The following is a 14,629-nucleotide window of genomic DNA, read 5'->3' as shown; positions in this document are numbered from 1 at the left end:
CGCGACCTCAGTGCCGGCGCACCAGCACGACGGTGACGTTGTCCGAGCCGCCGCCGTCCAGCGCAGCCGCGACCAGGCCGTCGACGCATTCCTGCGCGCTGCACTCGTCGTGGGCCAGCACGCGTGAAATGCCGCTGTCGTCGACCTCTTCGGTCAGGCCATCGCTGCACAGCAACAGCTGCATGCCCGGCTGGAGTTCGCCGGACAGCGTCTCGACGTTGAGGTTCTGCGGGTCGGTGACCCCCAGCGCCTGCGTCACGACATTGCGGTGCGGATGGCTGCGCGCCTGTTCGACGCTGATGGCGCCCTGGCTGATCAGTTCCTGCACATAGCTGTGGTCCTGCGACAGTTGCGCGAGCTTGCCGTCGCGCCACAGGTAGACCCGGCTGTCGCCGACCCAGGCGACTTCGAAGCGGTTTCCGTTGATCCGGGCCGCCACGACCGTCGTGCCCATCGGCAGCGCGTCGTTGCGCTGCCGCGACGCACGGATGATCTCCTCGTCGGCGATGCGGATGGCCTGGGGTAGCGGGGTCCCCTGGCGGATCTCGCGGACGATGGCCTCGCGCGCCAGCGCACTGGCGACTTCACCATATTCGTGGCCACCCATGCCGTCGGCGACGAGCCACAGGCCCAGGTCGCTGTCGCCGTAATAGGTGTCTTCGTTCAGCTCGCGCCGCAGGCCGACATGGGTCAGGTGTCCGAATTCGATCATGGGTCGGTCAATGCCGGTGATGTCATGTGGTGTGTCTCTGTGGAGCGAACGTCATCTTCATGGCCGGGCGGCCGCGAGGCAAACAGATTGGCTCCCGATCGCAGGCAGGGCGCCACATCGGCAGTCTTGTGCGTCAGGTGCGTACCCCCGTATCATCTGCGGCCCTTCCCGGGACCACCGGAAGGGATGCAGCACACCTTCGGAGAGGTGGCAGAGTGGTCGAATGTACCTGACTCGAAATCAGGCGTGCGTGTAAGCGCACCGTGGGTTCGAATCCCACCCTCTCCGCCATCCGGTTGCACCGATTCCATCAACGCATCGCGCCGGGTTCCCCGGCCGCTGCTGCCGACGACGCGCACGGATGGGGCATATCGGCCGCGCTGCCGCTAAACTGCCGCATTCCGCAGTGTCGACTGGATATCCGATGTCCGAAATCCTCGTTCCGGTGTCCTTCGGCGAACTGCTGGACAAGATCTCCATCCTCCAGATCAAGTCCGAGCGCATGACCGACGGCGCCAAGCTGGCCAATGTCCGGCACGAGCTCTCCGCGCTCGAGGCAATCTGGATGGCGCATCCGGCCGCTGGCGGCGACGTCGTCGGTCTGCGCGCGCAACTCAAGGCGGTCAACGAGCGCCTGTGGGACATCGAGGACGACATCCGCGTCAAGGAAAAGGCGCAGCAGTTCGATGACGCCTTCGTGCAGCTTGCGCGCAGCGTGTATTTCGAGAACGACACGCGGGCGCGCATCAAGAAGGACATCAACCTGGCGCTCGGCTCGACCTATGTCGAGGAGAAGTCGTACCAGGATTACGGAAGCGCGCGCTGATCAGCCGCTTGTCGGGCCGCGCTGCAGCCTGAAGCGCTCGAATGCCGCGATCGCATCGGCGACGGTCACCAGGTCCATCACGCCTTCGCGCTCGATCTTGGTGCCCCACCTGAGTTCGCCAGCCGGCTTTCCCAGGTACCGGCGCGCGGCGTCGTCGTAGCGATCCACGCAGTAGCGCCGATCCGAATACGGCCCGCTGCGCGCCGGATTGCTCGCGGCGTGCAGCCCCAGCACCGTGGTGCCCATGGCATTGGCGATGTGCATCGGCCCCGAGTCGGGCGTCAGCACCAGGTCGGCGCGTTCGAGCAGGGCGGGGAGTTGCTTCAACGTGTCCTTGCCGACCAGGTCCAGCGCCGCGGAGGACATCGCGGCGAGGATGGCGTCGGTGGTGTCGCGTTCGAGCTGGCTGCGGCCACCGCACAGCACGACACGCCAACCCTGCGCGGCGGCATGGTCGGCGACCGCCGCGTAGCGGTCGGCGCGCCAGTTCCTGACGACATGGCTGGAGCAGGGCGAGATCACCAGCGTCGGCCTGTCGCCGGTCCATTGCCGCGCGGCCCAGTCGCGGGCGGCGTCGGGAACCGGCAGGTTCCACCGCACCTGTGTCTGCTTGAGTCCAAGCGGCTCGCAGAAACTGCCGATCGCATCCAGCACGTGGATGCCGGGACGATCGGGGATGCGCTCGTTGACGAACAGGCCGTGCAGATCCTTTGCCCGTGCGGCGTCATAGCCGATGCGTCGCTGCGCCGGGATGCACGCGGAGAGCAGGTTGGCGCGCGCGGCCACCTGCATCTGCAACAGCGCGCCGAAACGCTCGCCCTTCAGTTGCCGGCGCAGCGCCAGCATCCCGGCAAGGCCTGTCCGCTTGTCATAGGGGATGAAGCGCACGCCCTGCAGGCCTTCGAGCAATCGGTGCTCTGCGGTGCCGATGACCCAGGCCAGCGACACCTGCGGCCACGCCCGCTGCAGCGTGTGCACCAGCGGCAGCACGTGGGTGACGTCGCCAAGGGCCGAAAGCCGCAACAGGCAGATCGATCCGGTCGGGAAGGGCGGGTCGTACCGGACGGGATTGCTCACGTGGCTTGCTAGACTCGGTGGATGGCCGCATTCGACGCCAGCGAAAGCCTGACGCCATTCCGCTATGGAGAGGAAGGTCATGGCGACGGCGGCCACGGCAAGCGGTACGGGGCGATTCTGTTCGATACCCGGCACGCGCGGCAAGTCGAGCCCGAATGGTTCTGGCCTGCGTATTGGGGCGAACACGCGCGTCCGGTGGCCGTCGGCGGTCGCGGCGGCGCCTGGTTCATCGACGCGCCCAATGGTGCGATGGTGCTTCGCCACTACCTTCGCGGTGGCTGGGCGGCGCACGTCAGCCGCGATACCTACCTCTGGCAAGGCGCGAACCGCGTCCGCAGCTTCGAGGAATTCCGTTTGACCCGGGAGTTGCACGGCATGGGTCTGCCGGTGCCAAGGCCCCTGGCCGCGTGCTACCGACGTGCGGGTCAGGGCTACCGCGCAGCCATCCTGCTCGAGCGCCTCGAGGGCGTGCATTCGTTCGCCGAGCGCGCGCTGGTGGCCGGTTCGGATGCGCCATGGGAGGAAACCGGACGCCTGGTCGCACGCTTCCATCGCGTCGGCCTCGACCACGCCGACCTCAACGCGCACAACATCCTGTTCGGGCCCACGGGACAAGGCTGGCTGATCGATTTCGACCGTTGCCGGCTGCGCATTCCCGCGACGCGATGGCGCGAGGGCAACCTTGCGCGGCTGTACCGGTCCCTGCGCAAGCTGCATGGTCCGACGCCGCCAGCGTCGTTGCAGCGCGATTACGCGCGCCTGCGCCAGGCTTACGATGCGACCTGGCAGCGAGGGTATTGATGATGTGGTCATTGCGGTTCCATGGCGTCGGCAACTCCGCCGCGGTCGAGCTCGGATCGGCGATGGCGACGATCGAGCGCGACGGCAAGCCGTGGCTGGGCATCGATTGCGGCAGCGAGGGACTCACGGATTACGTCGCGCATTACGGCGCGTATCCGCGGGCCTTGTTCATCACCCATGCGCACCTGGACCACGTGGGCGGCCTGGAACGACTGTTCGGCGCGGGTTACTTCGCCCAGCCGCGGCGCGACGACACCCGGCTGTATGTGCCGGCGCCGCTGGTGCCGCTGCTGCAGCAGCGCATCGCCAGCTATCCCAACGTCGTCGCCGAGGGCGGGGCGAATTTCTGGGATGCCTTCCGGCTGGTTCCGGTCGGTGATGCGTTCTGGCACGACGGCGTGCGCCTGGAATGCTTTCCTGTGCGCCATCACTGGCCCGACAGCGCGTTCGGGCTGCGCCTGCGCGGCAGCCTGGCGTGGACCGGCGACACCCGCCCGATTCCCGAGCAGCTGGCACGATTCGCCGACGACGGCGAACTGGTGGCGCACGACTGCGCGTTGCACGGCAACCCATCGCACAGCGGCATCGACGATCTCGAGCGCGAATACCCTCCGCAACTGCTGGCGCGTTGCCTGCTCTACCACTACGGCCGTGGCGATGCCGAGGCCTTGTCGGCGCGCGGGTATCGCGTCGCCAGGCAGGGCGACTGCATCGCGCTGGCCGAACCACGCACCCTGACCATCGAGCACACGTGACCCTGCTTTCCCACACCGCCGATTTGGCTGCCGCTGTCACATCGACCGACACGCGACCGACGACAGCGGCCAGCGATCGGCTGGGTCGCCCATTGCGCGACCTTCGGCTGTCGGTCATCGATGCGTGCAACTTCCGCTGCCCCTATTGCATGCCCGCCGACCGGATCGCCGACGACCACGGCCTGGATGCGGCATCGCGACTGGACTTCGACGAAATCGAAACGCTGGTGCGCGGCTTCGTGCAGGTCGGCGTGCGCAAGCTGCGCCTGACCGGTGGCGAGCCGCTGTTGCGCAGGCGACTGCCGGAGCTGATCGCGCGGCTCGCATCCATTGCGGGCCTGGACGACCTGGCGCTGACGACCAATGGCGCGCTGCTGGCGGGCCAGGCCCACGCGCTGCGTACCGCCGGACTACAGCGCCTGACGGTCAGCCTGGACGCATTGGATCCGGTGTTGTATCGGCAATTGTCCGGCGGGCGCGGCGACGTCGGCCACGCATTGGCGGGAATCGCGGCGGCCGAAGCAGCCGGCTTCGGCGCCATCAAGCTCAACTGCGTCGTGCAGCGCGGCATCAACGACGGCGAGATCCTGCCGCTTGCCGGGCATTTCCGTGGCAGCGGCCACGTGCTGCGTTTCATCGAATACATGGATGTGGGCACGTGCAATGGCTGGAGCGCCGCGCGCGTCGTGCCGTCGGTGGAGATCCGCGACGCGATCCATGCGCGTTGGCCGCTGCGGCCGCTGGCGCCGCATTACCGCGGCGAAGTGGCGACGCGCTACGGATTCGAGGACGGCGGTGGCGAAGTCGGATTCGTCAGTTCGGTCAGCACGCCGTTCTGTGGTGATTGCCACCGCGCACGTGTATCGGCCGACGGCAAGCTCTACACCTGCCTGTTCGCAGGGCAGGGGCATGATCTGCGGCCGGCATTGCGCGAAGGCCAGCCGGCGCTGGCGCAGCACATCGCCGGGCTATGGTCGGATCGAGCCGACCGCTACAGCGAGTTGCGGGGCACGCGTGCAGCATCTGGCAAGCGCGTCGAGATGTTCCTGGTGGGAGGCTGAGTGGCCAGTCGCAGGCGCACCTTGACCCATGTGGATCCAAAGGGCATGCCGACCATGGTCGACGTCTCCGGCAAGGCAGTGACGGCGCGCGAGGCCATTGCGGCTTGCAAGGTGCGCTTTCCCGCCGCGGTCGCAGTGCAATTGCGCGCATCGGGCCTGCGGACGGCCAAGGGCGGCATCGTCGAAACCGCCATCATCGCCGGCACCATGGCAGTGAAGCGCACGCATGAGCTGATCCCGTTCTGCCATCCACTGCCCGTGGACAGCTGCCGCCTCACGGTCGACTGGGTGGGCGAGCGTGACCTGGACATCACCTGCACGGTCAAGACCACGCACCGCACCGGTGTCGAGATGGAAGCGCTGACCGGAGCCACCGTCGCCGCGTTGACGGTGTACGACATGTGCAAGGCGTTGTCGCACGCAATCGTCATCGGCCCGGCGCGCCTGCTCGGCAAGCGTGGCGGCAGGCGCGATGTCGGCAAGGCCGCGCCGTGACGCACGCCACGGTGCTCTATTTCGCCAGCTTGCGGGACGCCGCGCGCATCGATGCGGAAGCGGTCCAGACGCAGGCCGCGGACCTTGCAGCGCTGTATGCCGAATTGCAGCAGCGCCATGGATTCCCGATGGCGAGGGAGCAGCTGCGCGTCGCTGTCGATGGCGCGTTCGCGCGCTGGCAGGATGCGCCGCGCGATGGCAGCGAGATCGCCTTCATCCCCCCGGTCAGTGGTGGCTGAGGTGAAGCGCTTCCACCTGTCCGAAACCCCATTCGACACCGCGACCTTGCGCGCGCAACTGCTCGACGCACGCGTCGGCGCCTACGCGAGCTTCGAGGGCTGGGTGCGCGAGGAAAACGACGGGCGACAAGTGCATGGGTTGCGCTACGAAGCCTACGCGGCGCTTGCAAGGACCGAGGGCGAGCGCATCCTCGCCCAGGCGCTGGAGCAGTTCGACATCCTCGATGCGCATTGCGTGCACCGCACCGGCGACCTGGCAATCGGCGAGCTCGCGGTGTGGGTCGGCGTGACAGCCGGTCATCGCGATGCCGCATTCGCGGCATGCCGCTTCATCATCGACGCGATCAAGGCGGATATGCCGATCTGGAAACACGAACGCTACGCCGACGGCGACTCAACCTGGCTGCACCCGCCGCAATAGTTTCGATCCAGTTAGACAGTCGCAATGCCGAGCCCCCTTCCAAAGGGGGCGCCCCGACAGGGGCAGGGATGGAAGGCAAAGGCCCTGGGGCCCAAGGTTTGCGCAGCAAACTTTGGGATCTGTTCCGCGTTGCGGAACAGATGGGCGATGGCCCCGCCGGCTGACCTCGGCACCCGCATCAGTCGATACCGTTGCTGCCTTCCGGCCCTGGCGGGGTTTTCGACCTGGCGTCGCGAGGGGCCAACGGGGCCACCATGGGAACGTACAGACAGCACGACAATGGCGGAGAGAGGGGGATTCGAACCCCCGAAGCGCGGTTTAGACGCTTACACACTTTCCAGGCGTGCTCCTTCAACCGCTCGGACACCTCTCCGCTGGACCCGAATGCTCGCAACACTTGCATTCAGGGCCGGCAATTCTAGCCGCCGCCGGGGTGCGCCACAAGAAAATCGGGTCGAGGGATGGCGAAAGGCGGGGGCAACGCCCATTCGGCACTTTTGCGCATTGATACGATTTCCAGGGCGCGCGGCGGCGCGTCGGGGCTGAGCCGCAGGCGGATTCGCCCGAGGCGCGGCAAAAATTCCTGCGGCGCGGCAGAATGCCCGCATGTCCTATCTCGTCCTCGCCCGAAAATGGCGCCCGAAGCGTTTTGCCGAACTGGTCGGGCAGGAGCATGTCGTCCGGGCACTCACCAATGCCCTGGACACCGGCCGCGTCCACCATGCCTTCCTGTTCACCGGTACCCGCGGCGTCGGCAAGACAACGATCGCGCGGATCTTCGCCAAGTCGCTGAACTGCGAGCGCGGGACCTCGGCCGAACCCTGTGGGGAGTGCAACTCCTGTCGTGATATCGACGCCGGCCGTTTCATCGACCTGCTCGAGATCGATGCCGCCTCCAACACCGGCGTCGACGACGTGCGCGAAGTCATCGAGAACGCGCAATACATGCCGTCGCGCGGCCGGGTGAAGGTGTACCTGATCGACGAAGTCCACATGCTGTCCAAGGCGGCGTTCAACGCGCTGCTGAAGACGCTCGAGGAACCGCCGGGCCACGTGAAGTTCCTGCTCGCGACCACCGACCCGCAGAAGCTGCCGGTGACCGTGCTGTCGCGCTGCCTGCAGTTCAATCTCAAGCGCCTGGACGAGCAGCAGATCGGCGGGCAGATCAACATGATCCTGCAGGCCGAGGGCATCGCGGTCGACGCCGATGCGGTGAGGCAGCTGTCCAAGGCCGCCGATGGGAGCCTGCGCGATGGCTTGTCCTTGCTCGACCAGGCGATCGCCTACACCGGTGCCAGTGGCGAGATCGCGCTGGAAGGCTCGGCCGTCGCGACCATGCTGGGCACGGTGGATCGCAGCCGGGTCGGCCTGCTGCTGTCCGCGCTCGGCGCGGGAGATGGTGGCGCGCTGATGGCGGAAATTTCAACGCTGGCCGAGTTCTCGCCCGACTGGAACGGCGTGCTCGATGCCTTTGCCGATGCCCTGCATCGCGTGCAGGTGAAGCAGCTGGTTCCCGACATCCAGGTCGATGGCGATGCGGTGGATGTGGATGCGCTGGCGACGCAGCTGCGTCCCGAACTCGTGCAGCTCTGGTACCAGATGGCGCTCAATGCCCGCCGCGACCTGTCGTTTGCGCCCAGCGCGCGCGCCGGATTCGAGATGGCGATGTTGCGCATGCTGGCGTTTCGCCCGTCGCATCAAGCCACGCAGCCGACCGCATCCGACAAGACCCCACGGGTGGCGTCGGCGTCGGCGGCCAGGGCAGCGCTGGATGCACCACAGGCCGCCGCCAAGCCACCAGCACCCGTTGCGCGCCCAGCGGTGCCAGCCCCGGCAATCGCGGTGCCGGTCGTGGAAGCCGCGCCTCGCGCTGGCGGCGACATGGACGCCGAACGTTGGCTGGGCCTCGTCGCCGATGGCAGCCTGCGCGGGCCGGCGCGCGAACTCGCCGTGCATGCGGGTTTTGTCGGCTATGCCGATGGCGTGTTGCGTTTGTCGCTGTCGCCGCTGGACGAGCACCTGCAGGCGCCGAACCTGACCAGGCAACTTGCCGAATCGCTTGCACCGGCCCTGGGTGGAATCCCGCAGATCCGGTTCGAATCCACCGCGACCAGCGCGGAAACGCTGCACCAGCGCAGTTCGCGCGCGCAGGATGCGCGACAGTCGCAGGCGGAGTCGGCCTTCATGGCCGACGCCGGCGTGCAGCAGCTCATCAACCAGCATGGCGCGGCCGTCGTGCCGGATTCGATCCGGCCGCTGGACGACTGACCGGCTTCACCTTTGCGCGCAGCATCGTGCGCGCCCAAATCGAGGAACTAGACAGCATGCGCGGAAACATCGCCCAACTCATGCAGCAAGCGCAGAAGATGCAGGAAAACATGCAGCGCGTGCAGGAAGAGCTCGCCAGCGCGGAAGTCACCGGCAGCGCCGGTGGCGGCATGGTCACCGTGACCCTCAGCGGGAAGATGGAATGCCGCAAGGTGCGCGTGGATCCCAGCGTGCTCACCGATCCTGAAATGGCCGAAGACCTGATCGCCGCCGCCTTCAACGACGCCGTGGCCAAGGCCAATGCGATCTCCCAGGAAAAGATGGGAGCAGCGACCGCCGGCATGCCGATGCCGCCCGGCCTGAAGCTGCCGTTCTGATGCGCCCGGACAGGGGCCTGCGGGCCGGCTGACACGATGTCCTCGTCACTGCTCGAACAATTGATCGAAGCCTTCCGCGTGCTTCCGGGCGTCGGCCAGAAGACCGCGCAGCGCATGGCCTATCACATGCTCGAACGCGAGCGCGAAGGTGGCAGGCGCCTGGCACTGGCGCTGGGCGAGGCCGTGGACAAGATCGGGAACTGCGATCGCTGCCGTGACTTCAGCGAAAACGCCCGCTGTGCGACCTGCACCAGCGGCAGTCGTGACAGGCAGCTGTTGTGCGTGGTCGAGTCACCCGCGGACCGATTGGCGATCGAGCAGGCAACGGGCTTTCGCGGGCTGTACTTCGTGCTGCAGGGCCGGCTGAGTCCGCTGGATGGCATCGGCCCGCGCGAACTCGGCCTGGACCAGCTGTCCGCGCGCATGGCCGAGGGCGAAGTGCAGGAACTGATCATCGCGACCAACCCCACGGTCGAAGGCGAGGCGACGGCCCACTACCTCGCGCAACTGGCGCGCCAGCATCGCGTCAAGCCCAGTCGGCTGACGCACGGCGTGCCACTGGGCGGGGAGCTGGAGTACGTCGATCGCGGCACGCTGTCGCATGCCTTCGGCAGCCGCAGCGAAATGCCGCAGTAACCCACGCGGGAGAGGAATCCAGATGCAGGACGACACCATCTTCGGAAAGATCATCCGGCGCGAGATTCCGGCCGACATCGTGTTCGAGGACGACGACGTGATCGGGTTTCGCGACGTCGCCCCGCAGGCGCCGGTGCACGTGCTGTTCGTGCCGAAAACGCCGATCGCCACGCTCAACGACCTGACAGGCGCGCAGGCCGGACTGATGGGGAAACTCGTGCTGGCGGCAACGCACTACGCACGTCGGGAAGGCTTCGCCGCGGACGGCTACCGCATCGTCATGAACTGCAACCGTGATGGCGGACAGACCGTCTTCCAGCTGCACCTGCACCTGCTTGCCGGTGCGCCGCTGGGTCACTTCGGCGCGCGGGGCTGATCGCGGCCGATCGCGTTCCCGCAATCGGCGGGTCCATCATTCAGCCGCCTTGCGAGGTTTCCGCAGCGCTTACCACCAGCCCCACCACGGCCACGGCGACGGACGCGTGATTACGTTCACCCGCTCGCGTACCGGCCACAGGTAGACGACATCGGCCGCGACATGCGGGAAGCGGTAGTCGTAGCCGCCGATGCGCCGGTTCTCGTAGCCGTCGATACGGCCGGTGAAGGTGACCTCGCGGTTCTTCTCGAACAATGCAGGATCATAGAAACCGGTGCGACATGCGATGAAGCGTCCACCGACCTCGTCCGTCGCCCAGGAGGGCCGACCGGTGGTATCCAGCCGCGTCGCCAGCATCTCGAAACAGGTGCGGTTCTCGCCCGGTTCGACCGACACGATGCGGCCACCCCAGCGCACCGTGGCGCCGGTGCTGTCGTGATCGATCGCCTGGCGTGGCGTGATGGTGGCGAATTGCCCCTGCAACGGCCGTGGTTGCGAAACGCATGCGGAAAGCAGCGCGGTCGCCAGTGCCAGGGCGGCGAGACGCAAACGTGCAGTCGGGATGTTCATTGGCGGCTCCGAAGGATGCAACCGTGTGGTCAACGACCGGGCCGGTGGCGATCCAGGGCCTTGATCAGCGCACTGGCCTCGCGTCCCGGTTCTCGTCCAGCGTAACGCCAGGAATTGAAACGCCAGCTTAGCTGGCGCAGCTGTCCAGCGGCTGTCGCGTCCGCCAGGCTGACCCGTTCAGCCCAGTCGGCAGCCGGCTCGTGCGATTCGCGTCCAAGGCCGATGCGCGCATAGCGGGCGTCCAGTCGATGCCATGCACGCAGGACCGGATCCGGTTCGTGCTCCGCGCGGGCGGTCAGCCAGGCCATCCAGAACAGCGCCAGCGCCACGGCGGTGCAGAACAGGGCGACGAGTCGGCCCGAGTCGAGTTCGTCCAGGCCCAGGGGTTGCAGCAGCTGGCGCTGGTGGATGGCGTCGAAGCCCAGGGCGAAATCGTTCCAGCCGCGCCGCAGCCAGTCGCTCGCGTTGAACACCGGCGTCGGCAGCCATGCACCCAGCAAGCCCTCGGCGCCTGGCGCACGATCGGCCAGCGTGTCGTAGATGCGCTCGGGCGCCACCGCCGCCGTCGGATCCACCCGCACCCACCCGCGGCCCGCCATCCAGACCTCGGCCCAGGCGTGGGCGTCCGAGCGTCGCACCTGCCAGTACTGGCCGATCGGATTGCGGTAACCGCCAACGTAGCCGGTGACCACGCGCGCCGGGATGCCTGCCGCGCGCATCAGCACCACGAAGGCCGAGCTGAAGTGTTCGCAGAATCCTTCCTTCTGCTCGAACAGGAATTCGTCGACCGAATTGCGACCAGCCAGTGGAGTGGCCAGCGTGTAGCCGAAGCTGTCGTGGAACAGGCGCAGGGCGCGCTGCACGATGGCGGCATCATTGTTTCCGTCCTGGCTTCGCCACTGGCGTGCCAGCGCGAGCGTGCGCGGGTTGTAGCCGGCGGGCAGGGCCAGCGCCATGGCACGCAGCGTCCGCCGGAGTTGCGGCTCGAACGCCGCCGGGGGCGCCGAGTGCATGCGCCAATGCGTCACCGTCGTCAGCGGTTGCCGGGCGTAAAGGCCATAGTCCAGCGACAGCTGCGTTCCGTCGGGAATGCTGGTTGGCAGTTCCAGCGCGACCAGTTGGCGGCCGTCGGTCGGTTCGACTTCGAGCGTGTAGTCCCAGCGTGTCGGGCCCGGGCGGACAGGGGCGGCCGGAATCCCCTGCAACCAGCGCGCCTGCGTCCAGGTGCGGCCATCGAAGTTCGACAGCACCGGACCACGCCAGTACATCTGCGACGTGGGCGGCGTCGCGCCTGAAAACTGGACGCGCAAGGCTGTCGTGTCGTCGGTGAGCAGGTCGATCCACTGTCCCGGCGCCATGTGGTCCGACAGGCCAGGGCGCGCCATGGCGCGTTGTGGCGTGCCCCAGAGCGGCGTCGCCAGTCGCGGGAACAGCCAGAACACGGCCAGTGCCAGCGGCAGGCCGATCGCCATCAGCTTCAGCACCGCGGCCATCCGGCGCCACGGTGGCAGGGGATGGCCGGTGTCGCCGGATTCCAGTTCGGCCAGGCGCCCCAATGCAGCCAGGGCGAGGACCGAGCCGACCAGGCCCAGTGCCAGTGACACAGGACCCTGGTCGAGCAGGAAGGTCGCGAATGGCGCGAACAACGCGAATCCGAGCAGGCTGCGCCCGTCGCGCAGGGTGAAGGTTTCCGCGGGCTTGATCGCCAGCATCGCCGCCAGCAATGCGCAGGCCGTGTCGCGCCCGAATGCGAAATGCGAGCGCGACAGCACTGCGGCGACAAGGACCAGCGGCAACAGCAATCGCATCGCCAGCGGCAATGGGCGTCGCCAGGAAGCGACTGCGACCAGCGCCGTCGCGACGGCCATGCCGATGCCCAGTTCCGGCGGCAGTTGCAGCAGCAAGGGCAGCAGGCAGGTGGCAGCCGCCAGCAGCGCCCAGGCGCGGCTGCGTGGATCCAGCGGCAGACCGCGCGCCGGCATCATCAGCCGCCTTGCGCCGGCAGCAAGGCCAGCGCGCGCAGGCAGGCGTGCCGATGCGCTGCACCGGACCCTGGTCCAATCGGGGAATGGCCCGGAAGGCGCAATGCGTAGCGACGACCGTCGCGCTCGGCCTCGTCGACCCAGCGCGCAAGCCGGCGGATGCGGGCTTCGGCATCCGGCATCGGGAGCTGCTGCCAGTCCAGCACGATGTCGGCGCCGAGCGGCTGCTCGAATTCGCGCACGAGCAGGGCATCGCGGCGCGCCGACGGCTTCCAGGCGATCGCGCGGCGCGCGTCGCCGCGGCGGTAGGTGCGCAGGTGGTGCACGTCGTCGCCACTGGCCTGCAGTCGCGCCCGCGCGGCCGTGCCCGTGCCTTCAGGCAGGGCGGGGCCGTGGAGCTCGGGTGCCGGATAGACCAGCAACGGCGCGTCGGGCCAGACGTATGCCCACGCACGGGCCAGGCCAAGCGGGCGCGTCGTCCAGATGCGGATCCGGCCGGGCTCGAGCCACCCACGTCGCTGCGTGGGCAGCGACAACATCGCCTGGCCATGGGCGTCGACCAGCGACAGGTTTGCAGTGGCGGCATCGACGTCCACATGCAGCCCGCGGCGCTGCCGACCCGGATCGGCACGCACATGCAGGCGCATCTCCAGCGTGGCGCCGGCAGGCACGGGGTCGGCGGAGATGGCGACGATGCGCAGTCCCGTCAGCTGCAGGTGCGCCGCCAGCAGGCTGGTGTTGGCCGCGCCGGCGAGCAGCAGGCACAGCAGCAGGGCTGGATTGTTGTTGTAGTTGAGGGCGCCAACCCACATCGCCAGCAACAGCAGCGAAAAGAACAGGCCGAAACCCGTGGGCAGGATGTAGACGCGACGACGGTCCAGTCGAACGGGCAGGCTTTCCGGCGCGCGCGGTCGCGTCCAGGACAACAGGCGCTGGCGCAGGGCTGGCCTTGGTACTGCGACCATCTTCAGTCGACCGGCACCGCGTGCAGGATGGACTTGGCCAGCGATGCATGGCCGCCGGCGTCGCTGTCGGCCACCAGCCGATGCGCCGCAACCGCTGCAAACAGGGCCTGCACGTCTTCCGGCAGGACGTGGTTGCGACCGAGCAGCAACGCGTAGGCGCGGGCCGCGCGCAGCAACGCGATTCCGGCGCGCGGCGACAGGCCCACGCGCACGCCGGGATGCTGGCGGCTGCGGGTCATCAGGGCCTGCACGTAACCGATCAATGCACTGCTGGCATGCACCTCGTTGACGGCGCGACGCATCGCGAGGACTTCGGCCGCGCCCAGCAACGGCGTTGCCTGCGCGATCAGGTCGCGACGGTCGCTGCCCGACAGCAGTGCACGCTCGGCATCCTCGTCGGGATAGCCCAGGGTCAGCCGCAGCAGGAAGCGATCGAGTTGGGAATCCGGCAGCGGGTAGGTGCCGGCAAGATCGACCGGGTTCTGCGTGGCGATGACGAAAAACGGATCGGGCAGCGGATGCGTGTGGCTGTCGACGGTGACCTGGTGCTCGGCCATCGCTTCGAGCAATGCGCTTTGCGTGCGCGGTGGGGCGCGGTTGATTTCGTCGGCCAGCAGGACGTGCGCGAAGATCGGACCGGGGTGGAATTCAAACCGGCGCGCCTGCGCATCGAACACCGACACGCCGACGATGTCGGACGGCAGGAGATCCGAAGTGAACTGCACGCGCTGGAATCCAAGCCCAAGCGTCGCAGCCAATGCATGCGCAAGCGTGGTCTTGCCCAGGCCGGGGAGGTCTTCGATCAGCAGGTGCCCGCCGGATAGCAGCGCGACGAAGGCCAGCCGCACTTCCTGCGGTTTTCCGAGTACCAGTGTGTTGACCTGCGCCAGCGCACGCTTGAGGAGCTCGCGTGAATCGTCGGTTAGCATGCTGGCTGCCACGGGGGTTGCTGACATGCGGTCCTCGCGATGTGCGCCGGGATCTGTTGCTGGAAGGAACGATTCCTGTCACTCCACCCTCTTACAGGGTGCAACCAGACAGACCAGGGGAGGGTGATCGACGCCCTGC

Annotated in this window: 17 protein-coding genes, 2 tRNA genes and 1 other RNA gene; 12 read left to right on the top strand and 8 right to left on the bottom strand. The window is 67.7% G+C overall.

The window, feature by feature from the left end; all coding sequences use genetic code 11:
- Nucleotides 1-7: 7 nt before the first annotated feature.
- Complete coding sequence (locus GST15_RS00600) at nucleotides 8-712, bottom strand: PP2C family protein-serine/threonine phosphatase (RefSeq protein WP_159015311.1); 705 nt, start codon at nucleotides 710-712, stop codon at nucleotides 8-10.
- Between the two features lie 201 nt (nucleotides 713-913).
- Between GST15_RS00600 and GST15_RS00595 the strand changes: the two genes are divergently transcribed.
- Both GST15_RS00595 and GST15_RS00590 read left to right on the top strand, forming a co-directional pair.
- A tRNA-Ser gene (locus tag GST15_RS00595) sits at nucleotides 914-1,003 on the top strand.
- 133 nt (nucleotides 1,004-1,136) lie between these two features.
- Nucleotides 1,137-1,538 carry a DUF6165 family protein gene (locus GST15_RS00590; RefSeq protein WP_159015310.1) on the top strand — a complete coding sequence of 134 codons (402 nt, stop codon included), beginning with the start codon at nucleotides 1,137-1,139 and terminating at the stop codon, nucleotides 1,536-1,538.
- Here the strand turns inward: GST15_RS00590 and GST15_RS00585 are convergent, their stop codons facing one another.
- Complete coding sequence (locus tag GST15_RS00585) at nucleotides 1,539-2,570, bottom strand: glycosyltransferase family 9 protein (RefSeq protein WP_233263003.1); 1,032 nt, start codon at nucleotides 2,568-2,570, stop codon at nucleotides 1,539-1,541.
- Between the two features lie 66 nt (nucleotides 2,571-2,636).
- On the opposite strand from GST15_RS00585, the gene GST15_RS00580 reads away from it, so the two are divergent.
- From GST15_RS00580 to GST15_RS00555, 6 genes are read left to right on the top strand one after another with little or no spacing between them, the layout of a single operon-like run.
- Nucleotides 2,637-3,416, top strand: a complete 780-nt coding sequence (locus GST15_RS00580; RefSeq protein ID WP_159015308.1) for a 3-deoxy-D-manno-octulosonic acid kinase — start codon at nucleotides 2,637-2,639, stop codon at nucleotides 3,414-3,416.
- A complete protein-coding gene (locus tag GST15_RS00575) occupies nucleotides 3,416-4,171 on the top strand; it encodes an MBL fold metallo-hydrolase (RefSeq protein WP_159015307.1) in 756 nt (251 codons plus the stop codon). Before GST15_RS00580 ends, GST15_RS00575 begins: the two co-directional genes overlap by 1 nt.
- A gap of 23 nt (nucleotides 4,172-4,194) precedes the next feature.
- The gene (moaA, locus tag GST15_RS00570; protein WP_233263002.1) at nucleotides 4,195-5,232 is read left to right on the top strand and encodes a GTP 3',8-cyclase MoaA; all 1,038 of its coding nucleotides are present in this window, start codon (nucleotides 4,195-4,197) and stop codon (nucleotides 5,230-5,232) included.
- On the top strand, nucleotides 5,233-5,727 hold the full coding sequence (gene moaC / locus GST15_RS00565) for a cyclic pyranopterin monophosphate synthase MoaC (RefSeq protein WP_159015305.1): 495 nt from the start codon (nucleotides 5,233-5,235) through the stop codon (nucleotides 5,725-5,727).
- Complete coding sequence (moaD, locus tag GST15_RS00560) at nucleotides 5,724-5,966, top strand: molybdopterin converting factor subunit 1 (protein WP_159015304.1); 243 nt, start codon at nucleotides 5,724-5,726, stop codon at nucleotides 5,964-5,966. The genes moaC and moaD overlap by 4 nt, the downstream gene beginning before the upstream one ends.
- Nucleotides 5,923-6,387 (top strand): molybdenum cofactor biosynthesis protein MoaE, encoded by a 465-nt coding sequence (locus GST15_RS00555; protein ID WP_159015303.1) that lies wholly within the window; start codon nucleotides 5,923-5,925, stop codon nucleotides 6,385-6,387. The genes moaD and GST15_RS00555 overlap by 44 nt, the downstream gene beginning before the upstream one ends.
- Before the next feature lie 150 nt (nucleotides 6,388-6,537).
- On the opposite strand, the gene ffs is transcribed toward GST15_RS00555, so the two are convergent.
- Both ffs and GST15_RS00545 read right to left on the bottom strand, forming a co-directional pair.
- An RNA gene (gene ffs, locus GST15_RS00550) (signal recognition particle sRNA small type) lies at nucleotides 6,538-6,634 on the bottom strand.
- A 33-nt stretch (nucleotides 6,635-6,667) separates the two neighbouring features.
- Nucleotides 6,668-6,760, bottom strand: a tRNA-Ser gene (locus tag GST15_RS00545).
- A 233-nt stretch (nucleotides 6,761-6,993) separates the two neighbouring features.
- Between GST15_RS00545 and dnaX the strand changes: the two genes are divergently transcribed.
- Genes dnaX through GST15_RS00525 form a run of 4 tightly spaced genes read left to right on the top strand, consistent with a single transcriptional unit; the run spans nucleotide 6,994 to nucleotide 10,044 of the window.
- Nucleotides 6,994-8,655, top strand: coding sequence for a DNA polymerase III subunit gamma/tau (gene dnaX, locus GST15_RS00540; RefSeq protein WP_159015302.1), 1,662 nt, complete (start codon nucleotides 6,994-6,996; stop codon nucleotides 8,653-8,655).
- A gap of 56 nt (nucleotides 8,656-8,711) precedes the next feature.
- A complete protein-coding gene (locus tag GST15_RS00535; protein ID WP_159015301.1) occupies nucleotides 8,712-9,032 on the top strand; it encodes a YbaB/EbfC family nucleoid-associated protein in 321 nt (106 codons plus the stop codon).
- A gap of 36 nt (nucleotides 9,033-9,068) precedes the next feature.
- Nucleotides 9,069-9,668: a recombination mediator RecR gene (gene recR, locus GST15_RS00530; RefSeq protein WP_159015300.1), complete on the top strand. Its 600-nt coding sequence runs from the start codon at nucleotides 9,069-9,071 to the stop codon at nucleotides 9,666-9,668.
- Between the two features lie 22 nt (nucleotides 9,669-9,690).
- On the top strand, nucleotides 9,691-10,044 hold the full coding sequence (locus GST15_RS00525) for a histidine triad nucleotide-binding protein (protein ID WP_159015299.1): 354 nt from the start codon (nucleotides 9,691-9,693) through the stop codon (nucleotides 10,042-10,044).
- Between the two features lie 69 nt (nucleotides 10,045-10,113).
- On the opposite strand, the gene GST15_RS00520 is transcribed toward GST15_RS00525, so the two are convergent.
- Genes GST15_RS00520 through GST15_RS00505 form a run of 4 tightly spaced genes read right to left on the bottom strand, consistent with a single transcriptional unit; the run spans nucleotide 10,114 to nucleotide 14,517 of the window.
- Complete coding sequence (locus GST15_RS00520; RefSeq protein ID WP_159015298.1) at nucleotides 10,114-10,614, bottom strand: Slp family lipoprotein; 501 nt, start codon at nucleotides 10,612-10,614, stop codon at nucleotides 10,114-10,116.
- A 29-nt stretch (nucleotides 10,615-10,643) separates the two neighbouring features.
- Nucleotides 10,644-12,596 carry a transglutaminase TgpA family protein gene (locus tag GST15_RS00515; protein WP_159015297.1) on the bottom strand — a complete coding sequence of 651 codons (1,953 nt, stop codon included), beginning with the start codon at nucleotides 12,594-12,596 and terminating at the stop codon, nucleotides 10,644-10,646.
- 2 nt (nucleotides 12,597-12,598) lie between these two features.
- The gene (locus tag GST15_RS00510; protein ID WP_159015296.1) at nucleotides 12,599-13,561 is read right to left on the bottom strand and encodes a DUF58 domain-containing protein; all 963 of its coding nucleotides are present in this window, start codon (nucleotides 13,559-13,561) and stop codon (nucleotides 12,599-12,601) included.
- A gap of 2 nt (nucleotides 13,562-13,563) precedes the next feature.
- Nucleotides 13,564-14,517 carry an AAA family ATPase gene (locus tag GST15_RS00505; RefSeq protein WP_325064759.1) on the bottom strand — a complete coding sequence of 318 codons (954 nt, stop codon included), beginning with the start codon at nucleotides 14,515-14,517 and terminating at the stop codon, nucleotides 13,564-13,566.
- Between the last annotated feature and the right edge of the window lie 112 nt (nucleotides 14,518-14,629).

This window comes from Cognatiluteimonas profundi (assembly GCF_009792795.1).
Lineage (GTDB): Bacteria > Pseudomonadota > Gammaproteobacteria > Xanthomonadales > Xanthomonadaceae > Cognatiluteimonas > Cognatiluteimonas profundi.
This window is presented reverse-complemented; position numbering and strand designations above follow the sequence as displayed.

What these genes read in the sequence shown, in the direction of transcription:
- GST15_RS00575 (WP_159015307.1), top strand. Translation starts at nt 3,416, where the DNA reads ATGATGTGGTCATTGCGGTTCCATGGCGTCGGCAACTCCGCCGCGGTC.
- dnaX (WP_159015302.1), top strand. Translation starts at nt 6,994, where the DNA reads ATGTCCTATCTCGTCCTCGCCCGAAAATGGCGCCCGAAGCGTTTTGCC.
- GST15_RS00520 (WP_159015298.1), bottom strand. Translation starts at nt 10,614, where the DNA reads ATGAACATCCCGACTGCACGTTTGCGTCTCGCCGCCCTGGCACTGGCG.
- GST15_RS00555 (WP_159015303.1), top strand. Translation starts at nt 5,923, where the DNA reads ATGGCAGCGAGATCGCCTTCATCCCCCCGGTCAGTGGTGGCTGAGGTG.
- GST15_RS00590 (WP_159015310.1), top strand. Translation starts at nt 1,137, where the DNA reads ATGTCCGAAATCCTCGTTCCGGTGTCCTTCGGCGAACTGCTGGACAAG.
- recR (WP_159015300.1), top strand. Translation starts at nt 9,069, where the DNA reads ATGTCCTCGTCACTGCTCGAACAATTGATCGAAGCCTTCCGCGTGCTT.
- GST15_RS00525 (WP_159015299.1), top strand. Translation starts at nt 9,691, where the DNA reads ATGCAGGACGACACCATCTTCGGAAAGATCATCCGGCGCGAGATTCCG.
- GST15_RS00515 (WP_159015297.1), bottom strand. Translation starts at nt 12,596, where the DNA reads ATGCCGGCGCGCGGTCTGCCGCTGGATCCACGCAGCCGCGCCTGGGCG.
- GST15_RS00505 (WP_325064759.1), bottom strand. Translation starts at nt 14,517, where the DNA reads ATGTCAGCAACCCCCGTGGCAGCCAGCATGCTAACCGACGATTCACGC.
- GST15_RS00535 (WP_159015301.1), top strand. Translation starts at nt 8,712, where the DNA reads ATGCGCGGAAACATCGCCCAACTCATGCAGCAAGCGCAGAAGATGCAG.
- GST15_RS00510 (WP_159015296.1), bottom strand. Translation starts at nt 13,561, where the DNA reads ATGGTCGCAGTACCAAGGCCAGCCCTGCGCCAGCGCCTGTTGTCCTGG.
- GST15_RS00580 (WP_159015308.1), top strand. Translation starts at nt 2,637, where the DNA reads ATGGCCGCATTCGACGCCAGCGAAAGCCTGACGCCATTCCGCTATGGA.
- GST15_RS00600 (WP_159015311.1), bottom strand. Translation starts at nt 712, where the DNA reads ATGATCGAATTCGGACACCTGACCCATGTCGGCCTGCGGCGCGAGCTG.